Genomic DNA, 23894 nt, shown 5'->3' on the forward strand with positions numbered 1-23894 from the left:
CGGACGACGCACCGACGGCCGCACGCCCCGCGCGGCGGCCGCCGGGAGCGCTGCGCCGGGCAAGCGCGGCAGCGGGACGCGCACCGCCCGAACCGGCGTGCACCCCAGAGGAACCAGGTTCAGCAGATGAGTACCACCCCGGTGCGCGGCGACGCGGAGCGGTTCCACGAGGACTGGGCCCGGCTGCTCTCCGCCGACCACGGCATCGCCGTCCACCCCGGCCTGCTCGGCCGGCTGGTCGCGCGCACCGCCGCGCTGCTGCACCGCGCCCAGGAAGACGACCCGTTCGAGCCGGGACTGGCCGCGCTGGCCGGCGCCGAACTGGTCGACGCGCACTTCACCGACCCGGTGCTGCTGGCCAGGGCGGTCGAACTGCTCCAGGCCCAGCCCGTCCCCGACGACCGCGGCCCGGCCCTGACCGGCGCCTTCGCGGCCGGCTGGGCGGGGGCCCTGCGCGAGCGCACGCTGACCGAGCAGGAGGCGATCCGTACCGCCGCCGACTCCGCCCGCAAGGAGGCCGAGCGGGCGCTGCGCGCCTCCGAGGCGCGGTTCCGGGCGCTGTTCGAGAGCGCCGCGATCGGCATCGGCATCGGCGACACGGACGGCAACATCATGGCGGTCAACAAGGCCCTCCAGGAGCTGTTCGGCGCCGGCCCGGAGGACATGATCGGCCGCCGGGTCGGCGACCTCGTCCACCCCGAGGACACCCCGGGCGTGTGGGAGGCGTACGAGGAGCTGATCAGCGGCAAGCGGGACTACTTCCAGTTCGACAAGCCGTACTACCGCCAGGACGGCGAGATCATCTGGACCCACCTCACCGTCTCGCTGATCCGCGACGACGACGGCACGCCGCAGTACCAGGTCGCGATGCTGGAGGACGTCACCGACCGCTACCGGCTCCAGGAACGGCTGCGCCACCAGGCCACCCACGACCCGCTGACCGGCCTGCCCAACCGCGCGGCCTTCTTCGAGCGGCTGGAGAAGCTGTTCGAGGAGCCCGAGCCCGGCGCCCGCTTCGGCCTCTGCTACGTCGACCTCGACGGCTTCAAGGTGGTCAACGACAGCCTCGGTCACGACATGGGCGACCAGCTGCTGGCCGCCGTCGCCGCCCGGCTGAAGGCCGCCCTCAGCCCGCTCGGCCACCTGGTGGCCCGGCTCGGCGGCGACGAGTTCGTCGTCCTGCTGGAGAAGTGCCGGGGCGAGCAGGAGGCGGTGGCCGCCGCGAAGACCGTGCTCAAGGCGCTGGCCGGACCGGTGCTGATCGGCGACCACAAGCTCGCCGTCGGCGCCAGCGTCGGCGTGCTGGAGCGGCGGGTGTCCACCACCACCCCCGGCGCCGCCGTCCGGGCCGCCGACCTCACGCTGTACCGCGCCAAGGAGGCCGGCCGCGGCCGCTGGACGCTGTTCGACCCCAAGGAGAACGCCCGGGCGGTCAGCCGCTACGCGGTGTCGGTGCGGATGCCCGCAGCCCTCGACCGCGGCGAGTTCTTCATCGACTACCAGCCGCTCTACCGCCTCGCGGACGGCCGGCTGGCCGCCGTGGAGGCACTGGTGCGCTGGCGCCACCCCCAGCTCGGCGTGCTCGGCCCGGACGAGTTCGTCACCACCGCCGAGGAGACCGGGCTGATCATGCCGCTCGGCCGCTGGGTGCTGGAGCAGGCCTGCGGCCAGGCCGCGGACTGGATCAAGCGGTACGGCGACGCCGCCCCGCAGCTCAACGTCAACCTGGCGGTCCGGCAGGCCCGCAGCGCCGCCCTGGTCACCGACCTCGGCCGGATCCTCGACAGCACCGGACTGGACCCGGCCCGGCTGCAGCTGGAGATCACCGAGTCGACCGTGGTCGGCCCCGAGGACGAGGCGCTGCGCACCCTGCACGGGCTGGTCGACCTCGGGGTGTCGCTGGCCGTGGACGACTTCGGCACCGGCTGGTCCAACCTCGCCTACCTGCGCGACCTGCCGGTCTCCGGGCTGAAGATCGCCGGCTCCTTCGTCGGCGACCTGCACGAACCGGGGAAGGACGAGTCCACCGGGTGGCGGATCGTCAGCGGACTGGTCTCGATGGCGCACGCGCTCGGGCTGAACGTCACCGCCGAGGGCGTGGAGACCCACCGGGACGCCGAGCGGCTGCGGACCATGGGCTGCGACTGGGCGCAGGGCTGGCACTTCGGGCGCCCGGTGCGGCCGGACGAGATCGCCCGGCGGATCGAGGAGGAGCCGTTGGGGCGCCCGGTCGGGGAGCCCTGAGGCAGGCCTTGCGCTCGGGCCCCGGCCGGGGCCGGCTCGGGTTCCGCGGCGGACAGCGGACAACTGACCGCCTACAGATGACAGCTGACAGATTCTGAAATCTGTCAGCTGTCATCCTGTTGGCCGTCGCTCCACCCCCACGCGCCCGCTCAGCCGACCAGCCGGGAGAGCTCGATCGAGTGGCCCGTCCGCTCCGCCTTCGCCCGCAGGTAGCGGACGTTGCTCGCCGACAGGTGCACCCCGGTCGGCACCCGGTGCCGTACGGCGATCCCCAGCCCGGCCAGCTGCGCCGCCTTGTCCGGGTTGTTGCTCAACAGGTCGATGCCGGTCGCGCCGGTGGTGCCGAGCGCGCCGAGCATCTGGGCGGCCGCGGTGTAGTCCCGGTCGTCCTCGGGCAGGCCGAGCGCGGTGTTGGCGTCGTACGTGTCCAGGCCGGAGTCCTGGAGGGCGTAGGCGTCCAGCTTGTTGTAGAGCCCGATGCCCCGGCCCTCCTGTCGCAGGTAGAGCAGGTACCCGCCGGCCTCGCTGATCAGCTCCACCGACTCGCGCAACTGCGGACCGCAGTCGCAGCGGTCCGAGCCGAAGACGTCGCCGGTCAGGCACTCGGAGTGCAGGCGGACCAGCGGCGTCCCGCCCTCGGGGACCGTGCCGAGCGCGAGCGCCAGGTGCTCGGCGCCGTCGGCGAGGCCGTGGAAGGTGAAGACCTCCGCCTCGGTGCGGTAGCCGTCGGGAAAGGTCAGCGGGATGCGCACGCGCGAGCGCACCGTGGCGGAGCCGGGCTGCGGCATGGGCGGGCCTCCGTGGATCAGGGGCGGATCGGGGGGTGGAACGAGGGTGGATCGGAGGTCGACCGTACTAGGTAGTTCCAATTTGAACAACTGCGGACGATGCCGGGCCCGACCCGGGAGACGCACCGCGCCCCGTCGGTCCCGACCGTCCCCACCACGGCTTCCAGCATGTGGATGGTGCGGGACCCGCGGTGTGGACACTGCGAGACTGGCCGCGTTTCCTGGGCACGTCCCTCAGGCCCGCCGGGACAACCGCGCCATGCCCATCGACGACACGGAAGGGTCCTGACCGGATGCCGACGACCCCCGCCACCCCCCGTTCCTCCTCCTCTTCCTCCTTCGACGCCGAGGAGCGCGCGATCGAGGCGCTCTACGCGGACGTGGTCCGCCGCAACCGCGGCGAGGACGAGTTCCACCAGGCCGTCCACGAGGTGCTGGAGACCCTGGCGCCGGTGCTCGCCCACCGCCCCGAACTCCTCGACGCCCGCATCATCGAGCGGATCTGCGAGCCCGAGCGGCAGCTCATGTTCCGGGTGCCGTGGACGGACGACTCCGGCGACATCCACGTCAACCGCGGCTTCCGGGTGGAGTTCAGCAGCGCCCTCGGCCCGTACAAGGGCGGACTGCGCTTCCACCCCTCGGTGAACCTCGGCATCGTCAAGTTCCTCGGCTTCGAGCAGATCTTCAAGAACGCGCTCACCGGCCTGCCCATCGGCGGCGGCAAGGGCGGCTCCGACTTCGACCCCAAGGGCCGCTCGAACGCCGAGATCATGCGGTTCTGCCAGTCCTTCATGACCGAGCTGTACCGCCACCTCGGCGAGTACACCGACGTGCCGGCCGGGGACATCGGCGTCGGCGGCCGGGAGATCGGCTACCTCTTCGGCCAGTACAAGCGGATCACCAACCGGTACGAGAGCGGCGTGCTCACCGGGAAGGGCCTCGGCTGGGGCGGCGCGCAGGTCCGCACCGAGGCCACCGGCTACGGCTGCGTCATGTTCACCTCCGAGATGCTGCACAGCCGCGGCGAGAGCCTGGACGGGCGCCGGGTGGTCGTCTCCGGATCCGGCAACGTCGCCGTCTACGCGATCGAGAAGGCGCAGCAGCTCGGCGCGACCGTGCTCACCTGCTCCGACTCCTCCGGCTACGTGGTGGATGAGAAGGGCATCGACCTCGACCTGCTCAAGGAGGTCAAGGAGGTCCGGCGGGGCCGGGTGTCCGACTACGCCCGACTGCGCGGCGGCCACGTCCGGTTCGTCGAGGGCCCCGGCGTGTGGAGCGTGCCCTGCGACGTCGCGCTGCCCTGCGCCACCCAGAACGAGCTGTCCGAGGCCGACGCGCTGGCCCTGGTGCGCAACGGGGTGCTCGCCGTCGCCGAGGGCGCGAACATGCCCACCACCCCGGCGGCGGTGCGGGTGTTCCAGGAGGCCGGGGTGGCCTTCGGCCCGGGCAAGGCGGCGAACGCGGGCGGCGTCGCGACCAGCGCGCTGGAGATGCAGCAGAACGCCTCGCGGGACTCCTGGACCTTCGAGCACACCGAGGAGCGGCTGGCCGGGATCATGAAGCACATCCACGACTCCTGCTTCACCACCGCCGAGCGCTACGGCCACCCGGGCAACTACGTGGTCGGCGCGAACATCGCCGGCTTCGAGCTGGTCGCGGACGCGATGCTGGCCCAGGGCCTGATCTGACCCGTCGCGTCACGGCGGCCGGCCCCGAGCCGCCGACGGCCGTCGCCCGCAGGCCGTCGCCCGGCGATCGGTACCCGACCCGAGCGGGCACCGATTGTCGGGTGCGGCAGGGTGGGTCCTTCCTACGGTGGACGCAGTAAGGGAAGGACGGGGGTCGGCGTGCTGGAGCACCTGAACCGGGCGATGGACCGGATCGAACGGGACCTGGACCGCGAGGTCGACGTGGCCGAGCTGGCGCGGATCGCGATGACGTCGGAGTACCACTTCCGGCGGCTGTTCTCGATGCTCGCCGGAATGCCGCTGTCGGAGTACGTCAGGCGTCGGCGGCTCACCGTCGCCGGGGCCGAAGTACTGGACGGCGAACGGACGTTGCTCGACGTCGCGGTCCGGTACGGGTACTCCTCGGGGGAGGCGTTCGCCCGGGCGTTCCGGGCCATGCACGGAGTCGGGCCGGGCGAGGCCCGGCGCGGCGGTGCGGTGCTCGTCTCCCAGCCCCGGATGTCCTTCCGACTCGTCGTGGAAGGAAGCAGCAGCATGGAGTACCGGATCGTCGAGAGGCCGGACTTCCGGATCGTCGGCCGCAAGGCCCGGGTCACCCTGATCTACGTGGGGATCAACCCGGGGATCGCCGAGTTCGTCAAGGGGCTCGGCAAGGAGACGGTCGAACGGATCGCCGCCCTGTCCGGGGACGACCCGGCCGGGATCGTCTCGGTGAGCGACGACTTCTCGCCGAACCGCGAGGAGGGGTCCGAACTCGACTACTGGCACGCGGTGGTGGCGCGCGAGGGGGTCGCCGTCCCGGCGGACCTGGACGTGCTGGACGTACCGGCGGGCACCTGGGCGGTGTTCACCAACACCGGGCCGTTCCCGCAGGCCTTGCAGGAGATGTGGGGGGACGTGGCCTCCCAGTGGTTCCCGTCCAACCCGTACGAGGCGCGGCCGGGCCCGGAGATCCTCCGGATCCGCTTCGTCCCGGGGGCGGCCGACGCCGAGGCGGAGCTGTGGATCCCGGTGGCGCGGGCCGTGCGCGGCTGACAGGTGACAGTCGACGCTGACAGGTGACAGCCGACGGATAACCGACAACGGATGACAGATGACAGCTGACAGATTTCGAAATCTGTCAGCTGTCATCTGTTCGTCCGCCCCTGCTCGCCCCCTGCCCGCGCCCCGCCCGCTCCGACCGGCCCGGCCAGCCCGTCCACCCCGTTCGGCCCACCACCGCCCGCCAAGCTCCGCCCCCGCCCCGCATGCTGGGGCAGGAGGTGCGGGGGCCGAGGCGCCGAAGACCCGGGGGGCCCGAGCAACGAGCAAGCTGCGAGGACAGACGTCATGAAGCAGACCTCCGTGACCACCAACGCCCCCTGCTGGACGGAGCTGGGCACCTCAGACCCGGCCGCCGCCCGGGCCTTCTACACCGAGCTCTTCGGCTGGCAGGAGGACCACGGGGCCCGCCCAGGGGAGGGCGACTACACCCAGATGCTGGTCGGGGGCGCCCCGGCCGCCGCCATCAGCCCGCGCTACGCGCCGCAGCAGCCGATCGCCTGGACGGTCTGCATCGCGGTCGCCGACGCCGACGCGACCGCCGCCAGGATCAAGGAGTCCGGCGGCCGGATCCTGAAGGACCCCACCGACGCGTTCGACTTCGGCCGCTTCTCGGTGGCCGCCGACCCGTCCGGCGCGGTGTTCATCCTCTGGCAGGGCCGCTCCTTCAAGGGCGCCGACGTGTTCAACGAGCCGGGTTCGCTCGGTTGGGCGGAACTGCTCACCCGCGACCCGTCCGGCTCGCTCGCCTTCTACCCCGCGGTCTTCGGCTGGGACGTCGCCCCGTCCGAGAGCTACCCCCAGTGGCGGCTGGACGGCCGGGACTTCGGCGGCATGCTGACGATGGACGACCGCTTCCCGCCGCAGGTGGCCCCGCACTGGCTGCCGTACTTCGCGGCCGCCGACGTCGACAACACCGTCAGCCGTGCGACGGCGCTCGGCGGGGACGTGCTGATGCCCGCCACCGGCACGCCGGGCGGCCGGCGGATCGCCGTGCTGCGCGACCCCCAGGGCGCCGCGTTCGGCGTCTACACCGCCGGCGCCGAGGGCTGACCGGCGTGCCGCGGGGCGCGCGAGCGACGCCACCCGGCCACCGTCACCCCGGCGGCCCCCGTCGTGACGGCCAGCGCGCCCAGCGGCACCACGTCGCCGATCCGGTCGTACCAGGTCAGCGTCCCGGGCGCGGTGAGCGGAAGCCGGACGGTCAGCGCTCCGGTGCCGTCGGTGCCGAGCCGGGCGAGCTCCCGGCCCTGGGCGTCGAAGGCGGCCGAGACCCCGGTCAGCGAGGCCTGCACGGCCGGCCGGCCGGTCTCGGCGGCCCGGATCGCCGCCAGTGAGACGTGCTGCTCGGGCGCCCAGGTGTGCTGGAAGGTCGAGGTCGAGGACTGGTAGACCAGCACCCGGGCGCCGTCCCGGGCGGCGGTGCGGGCCATGTCGGGGAAGGCCGACTCGAAGCAGATCAGCGCCCCGACGGGCAGCGGCGCACCCGCCCGGTCGGTGGCGGCCAGGACGTGGAAGGACGTGCCGGGTGCCCGGTTCTCGCCCGCGGCCCGGCTGACCCCGGCGATCCAGCCGAGCACCGGCCGCAGCGGGATGTACTCGCCGAACGGCACCAGCCGGATCTTGCGGTAGCGGTCCACCACGCCGGTGGGGGAGACCAGCACCGCGTCCTTGGAGATCGGCCCGTCGGCCTTGCGGGCGTCCTCCCCGGCGACGACCTCGGCGCCGGTGGCCGCGGCGAGTCGGCGCAGCGCGTCCAGCGCGGCCGGGTCGCGGTCCAGGTCGGCGGCGGTGCTGCTCTCGCCCCACACGACCAGGTCCACCGGCTGCCCGACCAGTCCGGCGGTGATCCGCGTGCTCGCCTCGAACCGGGCCTGCGGGTCCTCCACGATGCCGGGCTGGACCAGTGCCACGGTCACCGCCCCGTCGCCGGCCGGCGCCGCACGCAGCGCGAACAGCAGCGGGCCGCAGGCCAGCACCAGCACCACGGACCCGGCGGCGAGGGCCCGCGGCCGCCAGTGCACCGCGGTCAGCGCGATCAGCGCCCCGGTGTTCACCGCCGCCACCGCCGCGCTGACCAGCCAGATCCCGCCGGCCGAGGCCAGCCCGAGGATCGCCGGGTGCTGCCACTGGGTGGCGCCGAGCAGTGCCCACGGCCCGCCGAGCGCGGGCCAGGACCGCGCGTACTCGGTGGTCACCCAGACCGCCGGCACGACCAGCAGCGCCAGCGCCGCCCGACGGGCGGTCAGCCGCGGGTGTAGCAGCCGGTGCGCGGTGTACCCGACGGCGCTCTGGAGCGCCCCGAACAGCACCGCGAGCACGGGCAGTCCCGGCCCGATGGACGGGACCAGCCAGTACATCGCGGTCAGGATGAACCCCGCGCCGAACCACCAGCCGCGCACCGCCGCCTCCCGGCCCGACGGCGCCCGCTGCATCAGCAGCAGTCCGGGGACGAGCGCGACCCAGGCCAGCCAGGCCTGCCCGGGCGTGGGGAAGGCGAGCACCGGTACCGCTCCGGCCGCCAGCGCACCGATCCGCGCGCGGTACCGGTGCGGCGCGTGCGGCTCCTGTTCCTCGGCGGCAGGCGTGCTCAGGGTCGGGCTGGCGGGAGCGGAGCGACGCGACATGACCCGTATTGTCCGCTGGAAGGGCGTACACCACCAGTACGTTGATCAGCCGAACGGGTGACGGAAACATGACGTTCGGAACCAGTGGCCCCGGCCGTACCAATGGACGCGATCGAACTGACGAGCCGGTCCGCCGACGCACCGCCACACCGGTCGACGCACCGCCACGCCGGCCGGCGAACCCGGGGCAGGCCGGCGAACCCGGGGCAGGCCGGCGAACCCGGGGCAGGCCGGCGAACCCGGGGCAGGCCGGCGAACCCGGGGCAGACCGGTGACCCCGGGCGGGGCCGGGGTTCCGAGAACCCCGGCCCCCACCCGGCCCCGCCCGCGCGTGCGGGCTCAGCCCTCGCCGCCCTCCAGGTCCCCCTCGGTCTCCAGGAACGCGGCCTGCAGCTGCTGGATCAGCTCCGGGTCCGGCTGCTCCCACAGCCCGCGGCTCGCCGCCTCCAGCAGCCGCTCGCTGATCCCGTGCAGCGCCCACGGGTTGGCGCCCGCCAGGAACTCCCGGTTGACCGGGTCCAGGACGTACTCCTGGGTCAGCTTCTCGTACATCCAGTCCGCGACCACGCCCGTGGTGGCGTCGTAGCCGAACAGGTAGTCGACCGTCGCGGCCATCTCGAAGGCGCCCTTGTAGCCGTGGCGGCGCATCGCCTCGATCCAGCGCGGGTTGACGACCCGGGCGCGGAAGACCCGGGCGGCCTCCTCGGTCAGGGTGCGGGTGCGGACCGTCTCCGGGCGGGTCGAGTCGCCGATGTAGGCGGTCGGCGCCTTGCCGGTGAGGGCGCGCACGGTGGCCACCATGCCGCCGTGGTACTGGAAGTAGTCGTCCGAGTCGGCGATGTCGTGCTCGCGGGTGTCGGTGTTCTTCGCGGCGACGGTGATCCGCTTGTACGCGGTCTCCATCTCCTCGCGCGCCGGGCGCCCGTCCAGCCCGCGGCCGTACGCGTAGCCGCCCCAGACCGTGTACACCTCGGCCAGGTCGGCGTCGGTGCGCCAGTCCCGGCTGTCGATCAGCTGGAGCAGGCCCGCGCCGTACGTGCCCGGGCGGGAGCCGAAGACGCGGACGGTGGCCTTGCGCTCGTCGCCGTGCACCGCGAGGTCGGCCTGGACGTGGGCGCGGACGAAGTTCTGCTCCTCGGGCTCCTCCTGGGCGGCGGCCAGGCGCACCGCGTCGTCCAGCAGCGCGACCACGTGCGGGAAGGCGTCCCGGAAGAAGCCGGAGATGCGCAGCGTGACGTCGATGCGCGGGCGGCCCAGCTCGGCCGGCGGGATCGGCTCCAGGCCGGTGACCCGGCGCGACGCGTCGTCCCAGACCGGGCGGACGCCGAGCAGGGCGAAGGCCTCGGCGATGTCGTCCCCGGCGGTGCGCATCGCGCTGGTGCCCCAGAGCGAGAGCCCGACCGAGGGCGGGTAGGCGCCGTCGTTGTCCGCGCGGTAGCGCTCGACCAGCGAGGAGGCGAGGGCCTGGCCGGTCTCCCAGGCGAGCTTGCTGGGGACGGCCTTCGGGTCGACGGAGTAGAAGTTACGGCCGGTCGGCAGCACGTTGACCAGGCCGCGCAGCGGCGAGCCGGAGGGCCCGGCCGGGACGAAGCCGCCCTGCAGCGCGTGCAGCACGGCGTCCAGCTCGTCGGTGGTGGCGGCCAGGCGCGGCACCACCTGGGTGGCGGCGAACGTGAGGACCCGGTGTACGGCCTCGGGCAGCCCGGCGGCGACCTTCTCCACCGCCTCGGGCGCCCAGTCCTGTGCCTCCATCGCCTCGACCAGGGCGCGGGCCCGGGCCTCGGCCGCGTCGGTGGCGCCCAGGGTCAGCGCCGCCTCGTCCAGCCCGAGCGCCTCGCGCAGGCCGGGCAGGGCGCTGACGCCGCCCCAGATCTGCCGGGCACGCAGGATGGCGAGCACGATGTTGACCCGGTCGGTGCCGGCAGGGGCCTGGCCGAGGACGTGCAGGCCGTCGCGGATCTGGGCGTCCTTGACCTCGCACAGCCAGCCGTCGACGTGCAGCAGGAAGTCGTCGAAGCCGTCGTCCTCGGGGCGCTCGTCCAGGCCGAGGTCGTGGTCGAGCCTGGCGGCCTGGATCAGGGTCCAGATCTGGGCGCGGATCGCCGGCAGCTTGGCCGGGTCCATCGCGGCGATGTTGGAGTGCTCGTCCAGCAGCTGCTCCAGGCGGGCGATGTCGCCGTAGGAGTCGGCGCGGGCCATCGGCGGGACGAGGTGGTCGACGAGCGTGGCGTGGGCGCGGCGCTTGGCCTGGGTGCCCTCGCCCGGGTCGTTGACCAGGAAGGGGTAGACCAGCGGCAGGTCGCCGAGGACGGCGTCCGGGCCGCACTCGGCGGACAGCGCGGCGGTCTTGCCGGGCAGCCACTCCAGGTTGCCGTGCTTGCCGAGGTGGATCACCGCGTGGGCGCCGAAGCCGCCGTCCTCCCGGGCGGCCTCGATCCAGCGGTAGGCGGCCAGGTAGTGGTGGCTCGGCGGCAGGTCGGGGTCGTGGTAGATGGCGACCGGGTTCTCGCCGAAGCCGCGCGGCGGCTGGATCAGCACGAGCAGGTTCCCGGAGCGGATCGCGGCCAGCACGATGTCGCCGTCCGGGTTCTGCGAGCGGTCGACGTACAGCTCGCCGGGGGCCGGGCCCCAGTGCTCCTCGACCTGGTCGCGCAGGCCCTGCGGGAGGGTGGCGTACCAGCGGCGGTAGTCGGCGGCGGGGATGCGCACCGGGTTGCGGGCCAACTGGTCCTCGGTGAGCCAGTCCTGGTCGTATCCGCCGGCCGCGATCAGGGCGTGGATCAGCGCGTCGCCCTCGTGGCCGCCGTCGTTGTCGTCGAACGAGGGGAGGTCGTCCCCGAGGTCCATGCCCTCCGCGCGCAGCCGCTCCAGCAGCCGCACCGCGCTGGCCGGGGTGTCCAGGCCGACGGCGTTGCCGACCCGGGCGTGCTTCGTCGGGTACGCGGACAGCACCAGCGCGAGGCGGCGCTCGGCGGCCGGGACGTGCCGCAGCCGGGCGTGCTTGACGGCGGTGCCGGCCACGCGGGCGGCGCGCTCCGGGTCGGCCGCGTAGACGGTGAGACCGTCCTCGTCCAGCTCCTTGAAGGAGAACGGGACGGTGATCAGGCGGCCGTCGAACTCCGGCACCGCGATCTGGGTGGCGGTGTCGAGCGGGGACAGCCCGTCGTCGCTGCCCTCCCACTGGGCCCGCGACCAGGTGAGGCAGAGCGCCTGGAGGATCGGGCGGTCGAGCGCGGCCAGCGCGCCCGCGTCCCAGGCCTCCTCGTCCCCGCCGGCCTGGGCGTCGGCCGGGCGGGTGCCGCCGGCGGCGAGCACGGTGGTGACGATCGCGTCCGCCTCGCCGAGCGCGGCCAGCAGCTCCGGCTCGGCGCCGCGCAGCGAGGCGCAGTAGTAGGCCCGGGCCTGGGCGCCCTGGTCCTCGACGGCCCGGCAGAGGGTCTCCACGAAGGCGATGTTGCCGCTCATGTGGTGGGCCCGGTAGTAGAGCACCGCCACCGTCGGGCCCTCGGACGTACGGGCTTCGCGCTCCAGCGGGCCCCAGGCCGGGGCGGAGGCGGGCGGGGCGAAGCCGTGGCCGGTCAGCAGCACGGTGTCGGAGAGGAAGGCGCCCAGCTCGGCCAGGTTGGCCGCGCCGCCGTGGGCCAGGTAGGCGTGCGCCTCGGCGGCGATGCCGGCCGGGACGGTGGACAGCTCCATCAGCTGGGCGTCGGGGGCCTGTTCGCCCGTCAGCACGACCACCGGGCGGGGGCCGGCCAGCAGCGAGTCCAGGCCCTCCTGCCAGGCGCGGCGTCCGCCGAGCAGGCGGACGACGACGAGGTCGGTGCCCTCCAGCAGCGCGGGCAGGTCCTCGGGGGTCAGGCGGGCCGGGTTGCCGAGCCGGTAGCGGACCGGGCCCTCGGAGGCACGGGCACTGAGCAGGTCGGTGTCGGACGTCGACAGCAGCAGGATCATGTGAAGGCCCTCCCGGCCTCGTCGGTGGCCGGGGTGGCCGGGATCTGGGCCGGGTCGGCCGCGCGGCCGACCGGGGTGGTCGTGGCGGCGGCCTGGCCGGCCGCGGAGACGGCCGGAACGACCGTGGTGGCGGCCGAGGACGCGGGCGCGGGCATGCGACAGCGCTGGAACATTTCTGCCTTCCTCGGGGTCCGCGCCCCGGGCCGGTGGAGGACGGCAGGAGTTCCTGGCTCCCGCGGCCACCGGTCTACCGGTGAGCCGCGGTCACAGTGGCGGGACCGCACCGGGTTCGCACCGGTTTCCTCCCCTGCGCCGTCGCTGGCGTTCGGACGGCCCGCGGGGGACCGTCCGCCAGCATCGTACGGGGTGCGGCTGACCTGGGGGAGAGTGAGCTTTCGGACGTCCGGTTCGCGGGGCCGGTGGCGAGGCGGGCCCTGGGACCGGTGGCGGGGCCCGGGCGGGCGGGCGCGGGCCGGGGTGCGGGCGGGCCCTGGGACCGGTGGCGGGGCCCGGGCGGGCGGGCACGGAGCCGGGGTGTGGGCGGGCACGGAGCCGGGGTGTGGGCGGGCGCGGGCCGGGGTGCGGGCCCGGTGTGATGCGGCGGACGGAGGCAAGCGATCGGATCATCTGTATGCTCGCCGCCATGCCACCGACACCCGACGCCACCGCGCCGGGCGCCGCAGGACCCGACCGGGAGGTGCCCGACCGGGGGCGTGCGGACGCCTGCCCCGGAGCGCTTCGTCTGCATGCGGCCGACGACGGCGCCCTCGCCCGGATCCGCCTGCCCGGCGGGCTCCTGACGAGTCGTCAGGCACTCGCGCTGGCCGAGGCGGCCGAGGCCCTCGGCGACGGCGAACTGGAGACCACCTCGCGCGGCAACGTCCAGTTGCGCGGCCTGGCCCCGCACTGCGCGTCCGAGCTCGCCGACCGGCTGCGCGCCGTCGGGCTGCTGCCCTCGGACACCCATGAGCGGGTCCGCAACATCGTCGCCTCCCCGACGGCCGGGCTGGACGCCGCCGACGGCACCCCCGGCAGTCGCGGCAACGCCGATGTGCAGGCCTGGGTACGGGAGTTGGACGCGCGCCTGTGCGCGAGCGACTGGGCGGCCGGGCTCTCCGGCAAGTTCCTGTTCGCGCTGGACGACGGGCACGGCGACGTCGCCGCACTCGACGCCGATGTGACATTGATCGCAGGTCCGGACGGCACCCGGCTGCTGCGCCTCGGGCGCGACGACCACGGGCACCCGGTCGAGGCCGGGCGGGAGGTCACCGCCGTCCTGGACGCGGCCCGCTCCTTCCTGGCGGCGCTGCGGGCGAACGGACGCAAGGCCTGGCACCTGCGCGAGGTCCCCGAACTGCTGCCGGCCGGCTCGGTGCCGCTGCCCGCCTTCGCCGGTGCCGCGCCCGCCGTCGGCGCGCTGCCCGGCGGGCTCTCGGTGGGACTGCGCTTCGGCCGGGCGAGCGCCGGACAGTGGCGGACGCTGGTCGCCGCCTCGGCCGGTGAACTGCGGCTGACCCCCTGGCGCGGGGCGGTCCTGCCCGGCGCGACGGCCGACCGGCTGCCCGCGCTCGCCGCTGCCGGTCTGCGCACCGAGCCCGGTTCGGCCTGGGAGCGGGCCACCGCCTGTACCGGACTGCCGGGCTGCGCCAAGTCGCTGGCCGACGTCCGTACCGACGCGGCCCGGGCGTTGGACGCCGGTGCCGGTGCCGGTGCCGGTGCCGGGCCGGTCGGTGCGGTGTCCGCCCGGCCGCCCGTCCGGCTGCCCGTCCACTGGTCGGGCTGTGAGCGGCGCTGCGGCCATCCGGCCGGGCGGTGGGTGGACGTGCTGGCGACGGGGCGCGGCTACCGGGTGACGGTGAACGGCACCGTCGCCGACGCGACGGATCCCCGGGCGACGAGCGCCGGCGCGACGAGCATCGATGTGACGAGCATCGACGTGACGAACGAGGAGATGGCCGAGGCGGTCGCCGAGGCCAGGAGGACCACGAAGTGATCGAGTACGAGAAGGACGGCGCGTCCATCTACCGCCAGTCCTTTGCCACCATCCGTGCGGAGGCCGACCTGGCCGCCCTCCCGGCGGACGTCTCCCAGGTCGCGGTGCGGATGATCCACGCCTGCGGGATGGTCGACCTGGTCGAGGACCTGGTGTACTCGCCCGGCGTGGTCGCCTCCGCGCGCGCCGCGCTGCGCGCCGGTGCGCCCATCCTCTGTGACGTCAACATGGTCGCGAGCGGTGTCACCCGCAAGCGGCTGCCCGCCGACAACGAGGTGATCTGCACCCTCACCGACCCGTCGGTGCCCGAACTCGCCCGGGCGATGGGCAACACCCGCAGTGCCGCGGCCATGGAGCTGTGGCTGCCCCGGCTGGAGGGCGCGGTGGTCGCCGTCGGCAACGCGCCGACCTCGCTGTTCCGGCTGCTGGAGATGATCGAGGCGGGCGCGCCCCGACCCGCCGCGGTGATCGGCGTCCCGGTCGGCTTCATCGGCGCCGCCGAGTCCAAGCAGGCCCTGGCCGAGCACCCGTCCGGCCTGGAGCACCTGGTGGTCCGCGGCCGTCGCGGCGGCAGCGCGATCGCCGCCGCCGCCATCAACGCGATTGCGAGCGAAGTAGAGTGACGGAACCTCAGAACACCACGGGTCGGCTGTACGGCGTCGGGCTCGGCCCGGGCGACCCGTCGCTGGTGACCGTCCGCGCCGCCGAACTCATCGGCAAGGCCGACGTGGTGGCCTACCACAGCGCCCGGCACGGCCGGTCGATCGCGCGGTCGATCGCCGAACGGTACCTGGCAGGTGGGCAGATCGAGGAGAAGCTCGTCTACCCGCTCACCGTCGAGACCACCGACCACCCGGGCGGCTACCGGGGCGCGCTGGACGAGTTCTACGAGGAGGCCGCCGCCCGGCTGGCCGCCCACCTGGACGCCGGGCGCGACGTGGTGGTCCTCGCCGAGGGCGACCCGCTCTTCTACGGTTCCTACCAGCACATGCACAAGCGGCTCGCGCACCGCTACCCGACCGAGGTGGTGCCGGGCGTGACCTCGATCAGCGCGGCCGCCGCCCGGCTCGGACAGCCGCTGACCGAGGCCGAGGAGACGCTCACCGTCATCCCCGGCACGCTGCCCGAGGAGGAGCTGACGGCGCGGATCGCGGCCGCCGACTCGGCCGTGGTCATGAAGCTGGGGCGTACCTTCCCGACCGTCCGCCGCGCCCTGGAGCGGGCGGGACGGCTGGCGGACGCGCAGTACGTCGAGCGGGCCTTCATGGCGGGTGAGCGGATCGCCCCGCTCGCCGAGGTCGACGACGAGACGGTGCCGTACTTCTCGGTCGCGGTGCTGCCGAGCAAGGTCGCGCCGCTGGAGCCGAAGGTCCGGCTGTCGGACGGCGTCGGCAGCGTGACCGTGGTCGGCACCGGGCCGGCCGGACCGCTCTGGCTGACCGCCGAGGCGCGCGGAGCGCTGTCCGAGGCCACCGACCTGGTCGGCTACACCACCTACCTGGACCGGGTGCCGGAGCGCCCGGGGCAGCGGCGGCACGGCTCGGACAACAAGGTGGAGTCGGAGCGCGCCGAGTTCGCCCTGGACCTCGCCCGGCGCGGGCACCGCGTCGCGGTGGTCTCCTCGGGCGACCCGGGGGTGTTCGCGATGGCCACCGCCGTCCTGGAGGTCGCCTGCGAGGAGGCGTACAGGGACATCCCGGTACGGGTGCTCCCGGGGATGACCGCGGCCCACGCCGCCGCCTCCCGGGCCGGTGCCCCCCTGGGGCACGACTACGCGACGGTGTCGCTCTCGGACCGGCTCAAGCCCTGGGACGTGGTGGCGAAGCGGCTGCGGGCCGCGGCCGAGGCGGACCTGGTGCTCGCGCTGTACAACCCGGGCTCGAAGTCCCGGACCACCCAGGTCGGCCTCGCCCGGGACCTCCTGCTGGAATACCGGGCGCCGGAGACCCCGGTGGTGATGGCCCGCGACGTCGGCGGCCCGACCGAGCGGGTGCGGATCGTCCGGCTGGGCGAACTCGACCCGGCGCTGGTCGACATGCGGACCATCCTGCTGATCGGCTCCTCGCAGACCCGGGCGGTCGAGCGGGGCGGCGGCGTGGAGGTCGTCTGGACGCCGCGGCGGTACCCGGAGGAGTAGCGGGCGCCGGATGACAGATGTCAGCCGACAGCCGACAGCCGACAGCTGACAGATGACGGACGACGGACGACGGACGACAGATGACAGATGACAGCGAACAGATTTCATCATCTGTTCGCTGTCATCTGTCATTCGTTCGCCGCCCCCCGGCCGCTGCTCGCGGCCCCGCGGCCCCCGCTACCGGGTCGGCTTGGTGATCAGCAGCTCGGTGTTGTGGTCCGTGCCCGTGCCCAGCAGCGCCGTCGGGCGGCCGTTCGGGTCGTTGTACGACAGCTCGCGGTAGAGCGCCGCGAGGTTGGCGTCCGAGGTGCCGCCGAAGTCCGTCCCGTACGGTGCGGAGGACTCGATCAGCGTGGTGAACAGCGAGAGCGTGCCGTCCCCGTTGTCCGCGATCTCGATGATCCGCCCGTGCTGCGGGTAGTCGATGTGCGAGGCGGTGTTGATCTCCCAGAACGCCCGCTCCGGCACCGCGTGCCCGTGCGGCGTGATCTTGTTCATGTGGGTGTGCCCGTTCACCCACGCGACCACGTTCGGGTAGCGCTGGAGCAGCGCCACCAGCTCGTTGCCGTCGTGCCGTCCCTCGAAGATGTTGCGCGGGTCCGGCAGCAGGTTGCCCATCGTGCCGCTGGTGTGGTGGCTGAAGACGAGGACCAGCTCGTCCGTGCTCCCGCCCGTCACCTTGCGCCCGTCGGCGTCGTACCAGTGCCCGCTGTGCGCCTGCAGCTGCTGCTCCAGCCAGCGCAGCTGCGCGGTGCCCAGCGAACCGTCGGCGAACCCGGCCTGGTTGGTGGTGTCCAGGCTGATGCCGACCACCTTCTCCGAGATGCGGAAGGTGTAGTAGAGCTTGCCGCTGTTCGCCATGTCCGAGGTGAAGCCGTGCCCGTACGGCCCGGCGCCGGTGACCGCCGGGTTCAGGTGGGCCTTGGCGAACTCCTTGAGCGTGAACGGCCGGCGGCGCTCGTCCGGGGTGACCTTGCGCACCAGGTCGCCGCTCGCGATCAGCTTCGCCAGCAGCAGCACGGCGCCCGCCGGGTCGCGGCGCAGTGAGTCCATCAGCTGGGCGGCCGTGGCGTCGTCGCAGCCCTCCAGCTTGTACTGGCCGGCGTACAGGTCGTTCAGCAGCCCGAGGTCCGGCAGCGAGCCCTCGATGCTGTCGTCGTGGTTGCCGACCGTGGTGTACCAGGGCGTGCGCAGGCCCGGCGCGTCGAAGGGGCGTCCGGCGGCCGACAGGAAGCCGGGTATCTGCGGGAAGCCCTTCGCCTTGTAGCCGTCGCTGTAGGCGAGTTCGGGGTTCCAGTAGGCGGCGTTGCCGGAGTTCTGGACACCTTCGTAGCGGCCGAGGTCGCCGGTGCTCTGGGCGAGCCTGCCGCCGCCCATGACCTTGAGGTACCAGTCGAGTTCGGCGAGCTCGTGGTTGTCGGTGTTGTCGCCGGTGGCCATCACCATGCTGAACGGCATCCCGGTGTAGGGGCCGCCGGCGAGCGAGTTGACGCGCTCGACGAGGGCCGACACACCGCGGGCGTTCAGCGCCTCCTGCGGCCGGTACGCGCTGCCGTTGAACTTTGCCAGGTACTCGAAGCGCACCGGGGACTCGGTGTCCACCAGGTGCAGGTCGCTGAACTGGACGAAGCTGGCCAGGCCGGTCCTGCGGTCGTCCCGCCCGGTGGTCGCCGGCGCCAGCTCGCCGCGCACCACCAGCGGCCAGCCGGGACCGGCCGTCAGCCGCTTGTAGCCGCCGGTGCCGACCGGCGTGGCCACCTGCTCCAGCGTGGTCCCGGCGACCCTGACCGCCCGCGCGGCCGTCGTCGCCAGCGCCCGGTCGCGCGCCGCGGCCGAGGCGAACTGCGCGCCGCCCAGCGACAAGGCCGACCAGGCGGCAGCCACCGACGTACCGGTGAGGAACGTACGCCGACTCATCCCTGCCACAAAAACCCCCACATGCTGATGGCCCGGCGAGGCAGTCGACCCCGGCCGGGCCCACGTCTGTCATGAACCCGCTTCTGGCGGACCGCCAGATTACTCACTGGTAGCCGCGGCGGGCGAGGCCCGTGCGGAGAACTCTTCGGGAACGCGGGGCGGCGCCCCTGCGCGGCTCGTGCACGGGCCGCCTCCGCGCCGCGCACGACGGTGCCGCCGCCACCCCCGGTCGGTCCCCGCCCGGCCCGGTGGGGGAAAATCGGCGACGGCGTCCGAGGTGGCCGCCGAGCGGAGCGGGACGGCGCGGGCGCTGTCGGAAACGGGGCGCAGGTGGCCGCAGCAGGAGCCGAGCCGGGAGTGGGAGCCGTGGCCGGAGCGGGAGGCCGGGCCGGCCAGCTGAAGAGCAGTGGCCTGCGGCCCGGCTGGACGACGGGCGCCTGCGCCACCGCCGCCACCAAGGCCGCGTACACCGCGCTGCTCACCGGGGAGTTCCCGGACTCGGTGGTCGTCACCCTCCCCAAGGGCCAGCAGCCCGCCTTCGCCCTCGCGGTCGAGGAGCTGACGAGGGCCGAAGAGCCGACGCGGGCCGAGGAGCCGGCGAGGGCCGAGGAGCCGGCGAGGGTCGAGGAGCTGACGAGGGTCGAGGAGCTGACGAGGGTCGAGGAGCCGGACGGGTCGACCCGTGCCGACGGGTCGACCGCCGCGCTGCGGGCGGCCGCCGGAGGCGAGTGCCTCACCGCCATGGCCGGGGTGGTCAAGGACGCGGGCGACGACCCCGACGTCACCCACGGCGCGCTGATCCGCTCGACGGTGCGGTCCGGCGAGCCCGGCGCCGGCGTGGTGTTCCGGGCCGGCCCCGGGGTGGGGACGGTCACCAAGGCCGGCCTGCCACTGCCCGTCGGCGAGCCCGCGATCAACCCGGTGCCCCGGCAGATGATCCGGGACGCCGTCGCCGAGGTGGCCGCCGCGCACGGCGGCAGCGGCGACGTGGTGGTCGAGATCTCCGTCGACCACGGCGAGGAGATCGCCAGGTCCACCTGGAACCCCCGGCTCGGCATCCTCGGCGGCCTCTCCATCCTCGGTACGACCGGGGTGGTCGTCCCGTACTCCTGCTCGGCCTGGATCGACTCGATCCGCCGCGGGGTGGACGTGGCCCGGGCGGCGGGGCGCACCCACGTGGCCGGCTGCACCGGCTCGACCTCGGAGAAGGTCGCGGTCGCCGAACACGGGCTGCCCGAGGACGCGCTGCTGGACATGGGCGACTTCGCCGGTGCCGTGCTCAAGTACCTCAAGCGCCACCCGGTGCCCAGGCTGACCATCGCGGGCGGCTTCGCCAAGCTGTCCAAGCTCGCGGCCGGCCACCTCGACCTGCACTCGGCGCGCTCCCAGGTGGACAAGGGGTACCTGGCCGAACTGGCCCGCCGCGGCGGGGCGGACGAGGCGCTGGCCGAGGCGGTCGCGGGTGCCAACACCGGCCTGGAGGCGGTGCAGTTGTGCCGCGCCGCCGGGGTGCCGCTCGGGGACCTCGTCGCCGAGGCGGCCCGGGCGACGGCGCTCGGGGTGCTGCTGGGCTCGCCGGTCGCGGTGGACGTCATCTGCATCGACCGCGCGGGCACCGTCGTCGGCCGCGCGGAGCCGCTGGGGCCGTGACGCCGCCGGGGCCCTGACGCCGCCGGGGCCGTGACGCCGCAGGAGGGCGACAGTCGCCGGGGTCGTGACACCGCCGGGACGGCGACCGCCGCCGGGGCCGTGACATTGTCACGAGTGTCACGACGATGCGACAACATCACCTGGTGATGTGAAGAACTGACACTCATACGGGGCGAGAAGCGGACAAATGGAGTGCTGCATCGACCCCCGATTCTGTCGCCATCTCAGCCATGAGATATCGTCTGGCGAGTGACAGGCGACTATCTCACCCGTATCGGCACCCTCATCCGTACCGCGCGCCAGCACCGGGGCTGGTCCCAGGCGCAGCTCGGAGAGGCTCTCGGAACCAGCCAGAGCGCGGTCAACCGCATCGAACAGGGCAAGCAGAACGTCAGCCTTGAGATGATCGCCCGCATCGGGGAAGCCCTCGACAGCGAGATCGTCTCCCTCGGCTACTCCGGCCCGATGCACCTGCGCGTCGCCGGCGGCACCCAGCTCTCCGGCGCGATCGACGTCCGCAGCAGCAAGAACGCCTGCGTGGCGATCCTCTGCGCCTCGCTGCTGACCACCGGCCGCACCACGATCCGCAGCGTCGCCCGGATCGAGGAGGTCTACCGCATCCTCGAGGTGCTCACCAGCATCGGCGTCAAGAGCCGCTGGATCAACGAGGGCCGTGACCTCGAACTGACCCCGCCCGCCGAGCTGGACCTCGCGGCGATGGACGTCGAGGCCGCCCGCCGCACCCGCAGCGTGCTGATGTTCCTCGGCCCGCTGATGCACCGCGCCCAGCGCTTCGCCATCCCGTACGCGGGCGGCTGCGACCTCGGCACCCGCACCGTGCAGCCGCACCTGACCGCGCTGCGCCGCTTCGGCCTGGAGGTCGCCACCACCGGCGGCGCCTACCACGCCTCGGTCGAGCCGGGCGCCCCGCAGGACCGCCCGATCGTGCTGACCGAGCGCGGGGACACCGTCACCGAGAACGCCCTGCTGGCCGCCGCCCGGCACGACGGGGTCAGCGTCATCCGCAACGCCTCGCCCAACTACATGGTCCAGGACCTCTGCTTCTTCCTGGAGAAGCTGGGCGTGAGGATCGAGGGCATCGGCACCACCACCCTCACCGTGCACGGCGTCCCGGAGATCACCTGTGACGTCGACTACACCCCGGCCGAGGACCCGGTGGAGGCGATGAGCCTGCTGGCCGCCGCCGTCGTCACCTCCTCCGAGCTGACCATCCGCCGGGTGCCGATCGAGTTCCTGGAGATCGAGCTCGCGGTCCTGGAGGGCATGGGCCTCGACTACGACCGCACCGCCGAGTACCGCGCCCACAACGGCCGCACCCGGCTGGTCGACCTCACCGTGCGCCCCTCCAAGCTGACCGCGCCGATCGACACCATCCACCCGATGCCGTTCCCCGGCATCAACATCGACAACGTGCCGTTCTTCGCCGCCATCGCCGCGGCCGCGCACGGCACCACGATGATCCACGACTGGGTGTACGACAACCGCGCGATCTACCTGACCGAGCTGACCCGCCTCGGCGCCGACGTCAAGCTCCTCGACCCGCACCGCGTGCTGGTCCAGGGCCCCACCCGCTGGCGCGCCGCCGAGATGGTGTGCCCGCCGGCCCTGCGCCCCGCCGTGGTCATCCTGCTCGCCATGCTCGCCGCCCAGGGCACCTCCGTGCTGCGCAACGTCTACGTCATCAACCGCGGCTACGAGGACCTCGCCGAGCGCCTCAACTCCATCGGCGCCCGGATCGAGACCTTCCGCGACATCTGACAGGCCGCCGCGCCACTGACCGGCCTCACCCGTCGAGGCCGGTCAGCAGCACGGCGACCTCCAACCCGGTGTTCAGGTAGTCCACGAACACCGGGTTGTTCAGCGCCCAGCGCGAGCGCCGCTCCCGGACCAGCCGGACCGCCTCGCCGCACTCGTACCCGAGGCCGACCAGGGCCTGCGCCACCACCAGGCCCGAGCGGTTGTACCCGGAGTGGCAGCGCACCAGGGTCCGCCGGCCCCGACGGACAGCGGACGCGGTGAGCTCGGCCGCCTCCTGGACGGCGAGCAGCTGACCGGGGGAGAGCGGGCCGTCGGGCACCTCCCGGACGACGTGCTCCACCCCCGGCGCCGGGCCGTGCCCGGGGAGCGCGAAAAGGCTGACCACCAGGTCGAACTCCGCCCGCACGACAGCGAGTTCCAGCTCGCCGTCGGGTGGGGTGTAGTAGTGCCCGCCCATCCAGAGCCCGGGGACGATCTCGTCCCAGGGCTCGGACGGCCCGGGAGTCTCGCGTTCCTTCTGGCGGGTACGCACTGCCTGCTCGCTCCTCGCTCTCAGGTGCCGTTCGACGCTCCTCGGCGCCGTTCGACGCTCTCCGGCGCCCTCCGGTGCTACTCGCCGGTGGTGCCGTCGAGGTGCTCGCGGAGGAGGTCGGCGTGGCCGTTGTGGCGGGCGTACTCCTCGATCATGTGGGTGAGGATCCAGCGGAGCGAGAAGGCCTCGTCGCCGTAGCGGCCCAGAACCTCCAACGACTCCGCGGCGGCGACGAGTTCCCTGGCGTGGTCGCACTCACGGCGCCAGATCGCGAAGGCCTCGTCGGGGTCGGCGGTGTCGGTGTCGAAGTCGGCGAAGGATCCGTCCGGGTGCTTCCAGAAACCGGGCACGCCTTCGTCGTCGAGGACGTTGCGGAACCAGCTGCGCTCCACCTCGGCGAGATGGCGGACCAGCCCGAGCAGGGAGAGCCCGGAGGGCTCCAGCACGCGGGCGCGGAGCTGCTCCGCGGTGAGGCCCTCGCACTTCATCGCGAGAGTGGCGCGCTGGTAGTCCAGGAAGCCTGCCAGAGTGGTGCGTTCGTCGGCGGTGCGGGGAGTCTGGGTGCGCTGATCATCGGTCATCGTGCGATCCTGCCCGCCATCCGACGGGCCCGCCCCGCATTATCCGCGGCCCGGCCCGCCCCGCATTATCCGCGGCCCGGCCCGCCCCGCATTATCCGCGGCCCGGCCCGCCCCGCATTATCCGCGGCCCGGCCCGCCCCGCATTATCCGCGGCCCGGCCCGGCCCGGCCCGGCCCGGCCCAGGCGGCCTGGTGGGAGCGTCAACGGCCGGACCCCCTACCGCAGTCGCTCCAGCCAGCGCAGCGCGCCCGGGACGTCGGGTGTGACCGGGACGCCGTCCGGCACCGGAGGACGCTCCACGATGATGACGGGCAGGCCGAGTCCGCGGGCGGCGGTCAGCTTGGGGGCGGTCGCGGCGCCGCCGCTGTCCTTGGTGACCAGGACGTCGATGCCGCGCCCCCGCAGCAGTGCCTCCTCGCCCTCGATCGTGAACGGCCCGCGGTCCAGCAGGACTTCACACGAGGGCGGCAGCGGAGGCTCGGGCGGGTCCACCGACCGGGCGAGGAAGTGGACCCCGTCCAGGTGGGCGAAGGCGGCGACGCCCTGCCGGCCGATGGTGAGGAAGACCCGTTCCCCGCGCCGGGGCAGCAGTTCGGCCGCCGCGGCGAGGGAGGGAGCGGGGAGCCAGCGGTCGCCGTCGACCCGGGTGAAGCCGGGGCGGCGCAGCACCAGCAGGGGGACGCCGGTGGCGGCGGCCGCGAGGGCGGCGTTCCGCGAGATGCCGGCGGCGAACGGGTGGGTGGCGTCCACCACCGCGTCCACGCGTTCCGTGCGCAGCCAGTCCGCCAGTCCTTCCGGCCCGCCGAAGCCGCCGATCCGCACCTCCCCGGCGGGCAGCCGGGGCTGGGCGACCCGGCCGGCCAGCGAGCTGGTGACCCGGAGCGGGCTCGGGGCGAGTTCGGCGGCCAGCGTCCGCCCTTCGGTGGTCCCGCCGAGGATCAGGATGTGCCGCATCAGGTGCATCAG

17 protein-coding genes and 1 riboswitch are annotated in these 23894 nt (G+C 73.9%); of the genes, 9 read left to right on the forward strand and 8 right to left on the reverse strand.

What is annotated here, in order from left to right:
- Positions 1-126 precede the first annotated feature (126 nt).
- Positions 127-2244 (forward strand): putative bifunctional diguanylate cyclase/phosphodiesterase, encoded by a 2118-nt coding sequence (locus tag ACIQ87_RS20285; RefSeq protein WP_402408433.1) that lies wholly within the window; start codon positions 127-129, stop codon positions 2242-2244.
- A 149-nt stretch (positions 2245-2393) separates the two neighbouring features.
- Here the strand turns inward: ACIQ87_RS20285 and ribA are convergent, their stop codons facing one another.
- On the reverse strand, positions 2394-3032 hold the full coding sequence (gene ribA, locus ACIQ87_RS20290) for a GTP cyclohydrolase II (RefSeq protein ID WP_402408436.1): 639 nt from the start codon (positions 3030-3032) through the stop codon (positions 2394-2396).
- A gap of 293 nt (positions 3033-3325) precedes the next feature.
- On the opposite strand from ribA, the gene gdhA reads away from it, so the two are divergent.
- The 3 genes from gdhA (at position 3326) to ACIQ87_RS20305 (ending at position 6814) form a co-directional block, all read left to right on the forward strand.
- Positions 3326-4720, forward strand: coding sequence for an NADP-specific glutamate dehydrogenase (gene gdhA / locus ACIQ87_RS20295; protein ID WP_402408438.1), 1395 nt, complete (start codon positions 3326-3328; stop codon positions 4718-4720).
- A gap of 159 nt (positions 4721-4879) precedes the next feature.
- Positions 4880-5755: a GyrI-like domain-containing protein gene (locus tag ACIQ87_RS20300; protein ID WP_402408440.1), complete on the forward strand. Its 876-nt coding sequence runs from the start codon at positions 4880-4882 to the stop codon at positions 5753-5755.
- A 294-nt stretch (positions 5756-6049) separates the two neighbouring features.
- Entirely contained in the window at positions 6050-6814 is a 765-nt protein-coding gene (locus tag ACIQ87_RS20305) for a VOC family protein (protein ID WP_402408443.1), read from the forward strand.
- Here ACIQ87_RS20305 and lnt read toward each other — a convergent pair.
- From lnt to ACIQ87_RS20320, 3 genes are all read right to left on the reverse strand, one after another.
- Positions 6790-8388, reverse strand: a complete 1599-nt coding sequence (lnt, locus tag ACIQ87_RS20310; protein ID WP_402408445.1) for an apolipoprotein N-acyltransferase — start codon at positions 8386-8388, stop codon at positions 6790-6792. The genes ACIQ87_RS20305 and lnt overlap by 25 nt on opposite strands.
- A 339-nt stretch (positions 8389-8727) precedes the next feature.
- On the reverse strand, positions 8728-12339 hold the full coding sequence (gene cobN, locus ACIQ87_RS20315; RefSeq protein ID WP_402408447.1) for a cobaltochelatase subunit CobN: 3612 nt from the start codon (positions 12337-12339) through the stop codon (positions 8728-8730).
- A complete protein-coding gene (locus tag ACIQ87_RS20320) occupies positions 12336-12512 on the reverse strand; it encodes a hypothetical protein (protein ID WP_402408450.1) in 177 nt (58 codons plus the stop codon). Before ACIQ87_RS20320 ends, cobN begins: the two co-directional genes overlap by 4 nt.
- 47 nt (positions 12513-12559) lie before the next feature.
- Positions 12560-12644, reverse strand: a riboswitch (cobalamin riboswitch).
- Between the two features lie 326 nt (positions 12645-12970).
- Between ACIQ87_RS20320 and ACIQ87_RS20325 the strand changes: the two genes are divergently transcribed.
- Genes ACIQ87_RS20325 through ACIQ87_RS20335 form a run of 3 tightly spaced genes read left to right on the forward strand, consistent with a single transcriptional unit; the run spans position 12971 to position 16469 of the window.
- Positions 12971-14332 carry a hypothetical protein gene (locus ACIQ87_RS20325; RefSeq protein ID WP_402408452.1) on the forward strand — a complete coding sequence of 454 codons (1362 nt, stop codon included), beginning with the start codon at positions 12971-12973 and terminating at the stop codon, positions 14330-14332.
- Positions 14329-14955 (forward strand): precorrin-8X methylmutase, encoded by a 627-nt coding sequence (locus ACIQ87_RS20330; protein ID WP_380692893.1) that lies wholly within the window; start codon positions 14329-14331, stop codon positions 14953-14955. Before ACIQ87_RS20325 ends, ACIQ87_RS20330 begins: the two co-directional genes overlap by 4 nt.
- Positions 14952-16469, forward strand: a complete 1518-nt coding sequence (locus ACIQ87_RS20335; protein ID WP_402408456.1) for a precorrin-2 C(20)-methyltransferase — start codon at positions 14952-14954, stop codon at positions 16467-16469. Before ACIQ87_RS20330 ends, ACIQ87_RS20335 begins: the two co-directional genes overlap by 4 nt.
- A 177-nt stretch (positions 16470-16646) precedes the next feature.
- Here ACIQ87_RS20335 and ACIQ87_RS20340 read toward each other — a convergent pair whose 3' ends face one another.
- On the reverse strand, positions 16647-18386 hold the full coding sequence (locus tag ACIQ87_RS20340) for a TIGR03767 family metallophosphoesterase (protein ID WP_402408459.1): 1740 nt from the start codon (positions 18384-18386) through the stop codon (positions 16647-16649).
- Positions 18387-18743: 357 nt separating this feature from the next.
- Between ACIQ87_RS20340 and ACIQ87_RS20345 the strand changes: the two genes are divergently transcribed.
- On the forward strand, positions 18744-20036 hold the full coding sequence (locus ACIQ87_RS20345; protein ID WP_402408462.1) for a cobalt-precorrin-5B (C(1))-methyltransferase: 1293 nt from the start codon (positions 18744-18746) through the stop codon (positions 20034-20036).
- Positions 20037-20285: 249 nt separating this feature from the next.
- Positions 20286-21815, forward strand: coding sequence for a UDP-N-acetylglucosamine 1-carboxyvinyltransferase (locus ACIQ87_RS20350; protein ID WP_402408465.1), 1530 nt, complete (start codon positions 20286-20288; stop codon positions 21813-21815).
- A gap of 25 nt (positions 21816-21840) precedes the next feature.
- Here ACIQ87_RS20350 and ACIQ87_RS20355 read toward each other — a convergent pair whose 3' ends face one another.
- The 3 genes from ACIQ87_RS20355 to ACIQ87_RS20365 all read right to left on the reverse strand — a co-directional run bounded on the left by ACIQ87_RS20355 (position 21841) and on the right by ACIQ87_RS20365 (position 23891).
- Positions 21841-22347, reverse strand: a complete 507-nt coding sequence (locus ACIQ87_RS20355) for a protein phosphatase (RefSeq protein WP_402408468.1) — start codon at positions 22345-22347, stop codon at positions 21841-21843.
- A 77-nt stretch (positions 22348-22424) separates the two neighbouring features.
- Entirely contained in the window at positions 22425-22928 is a 504-nt protein-coding gene (locus ACIQ87_RS20360; RefSeq protein ID WP_402408471.1) for a DinB family protein, read from the reverse strand.
- A gap of 216 nt (positions 22929-23144) precedes the next feature.
- Positions 23145-23891 carry a cobalt-precorrin-6A reductase gene (locus ACIQ87_RS20365; RefSeq protein WP_402408473.1) on the reverse strand — a complete coding sequence of 249 codons (747 nt, stop codon included), beginning with the start codon at positions 23889-23891 and terminating at the stop codon, positions 23145-23147.
- Positions 23892-23894 lie beyond the last annotated feature (3 nt).

Origin of the sequence: Kitasatospora sp. NPDC096204 (genome assembly GCF_044763205.1) — a bacterium.
Taxonomy (GTDB): Bacteria; Actinomycetota; Actinomycetes; order Streptomycetales; family Streptomycetaceae; genus Kitasatospora.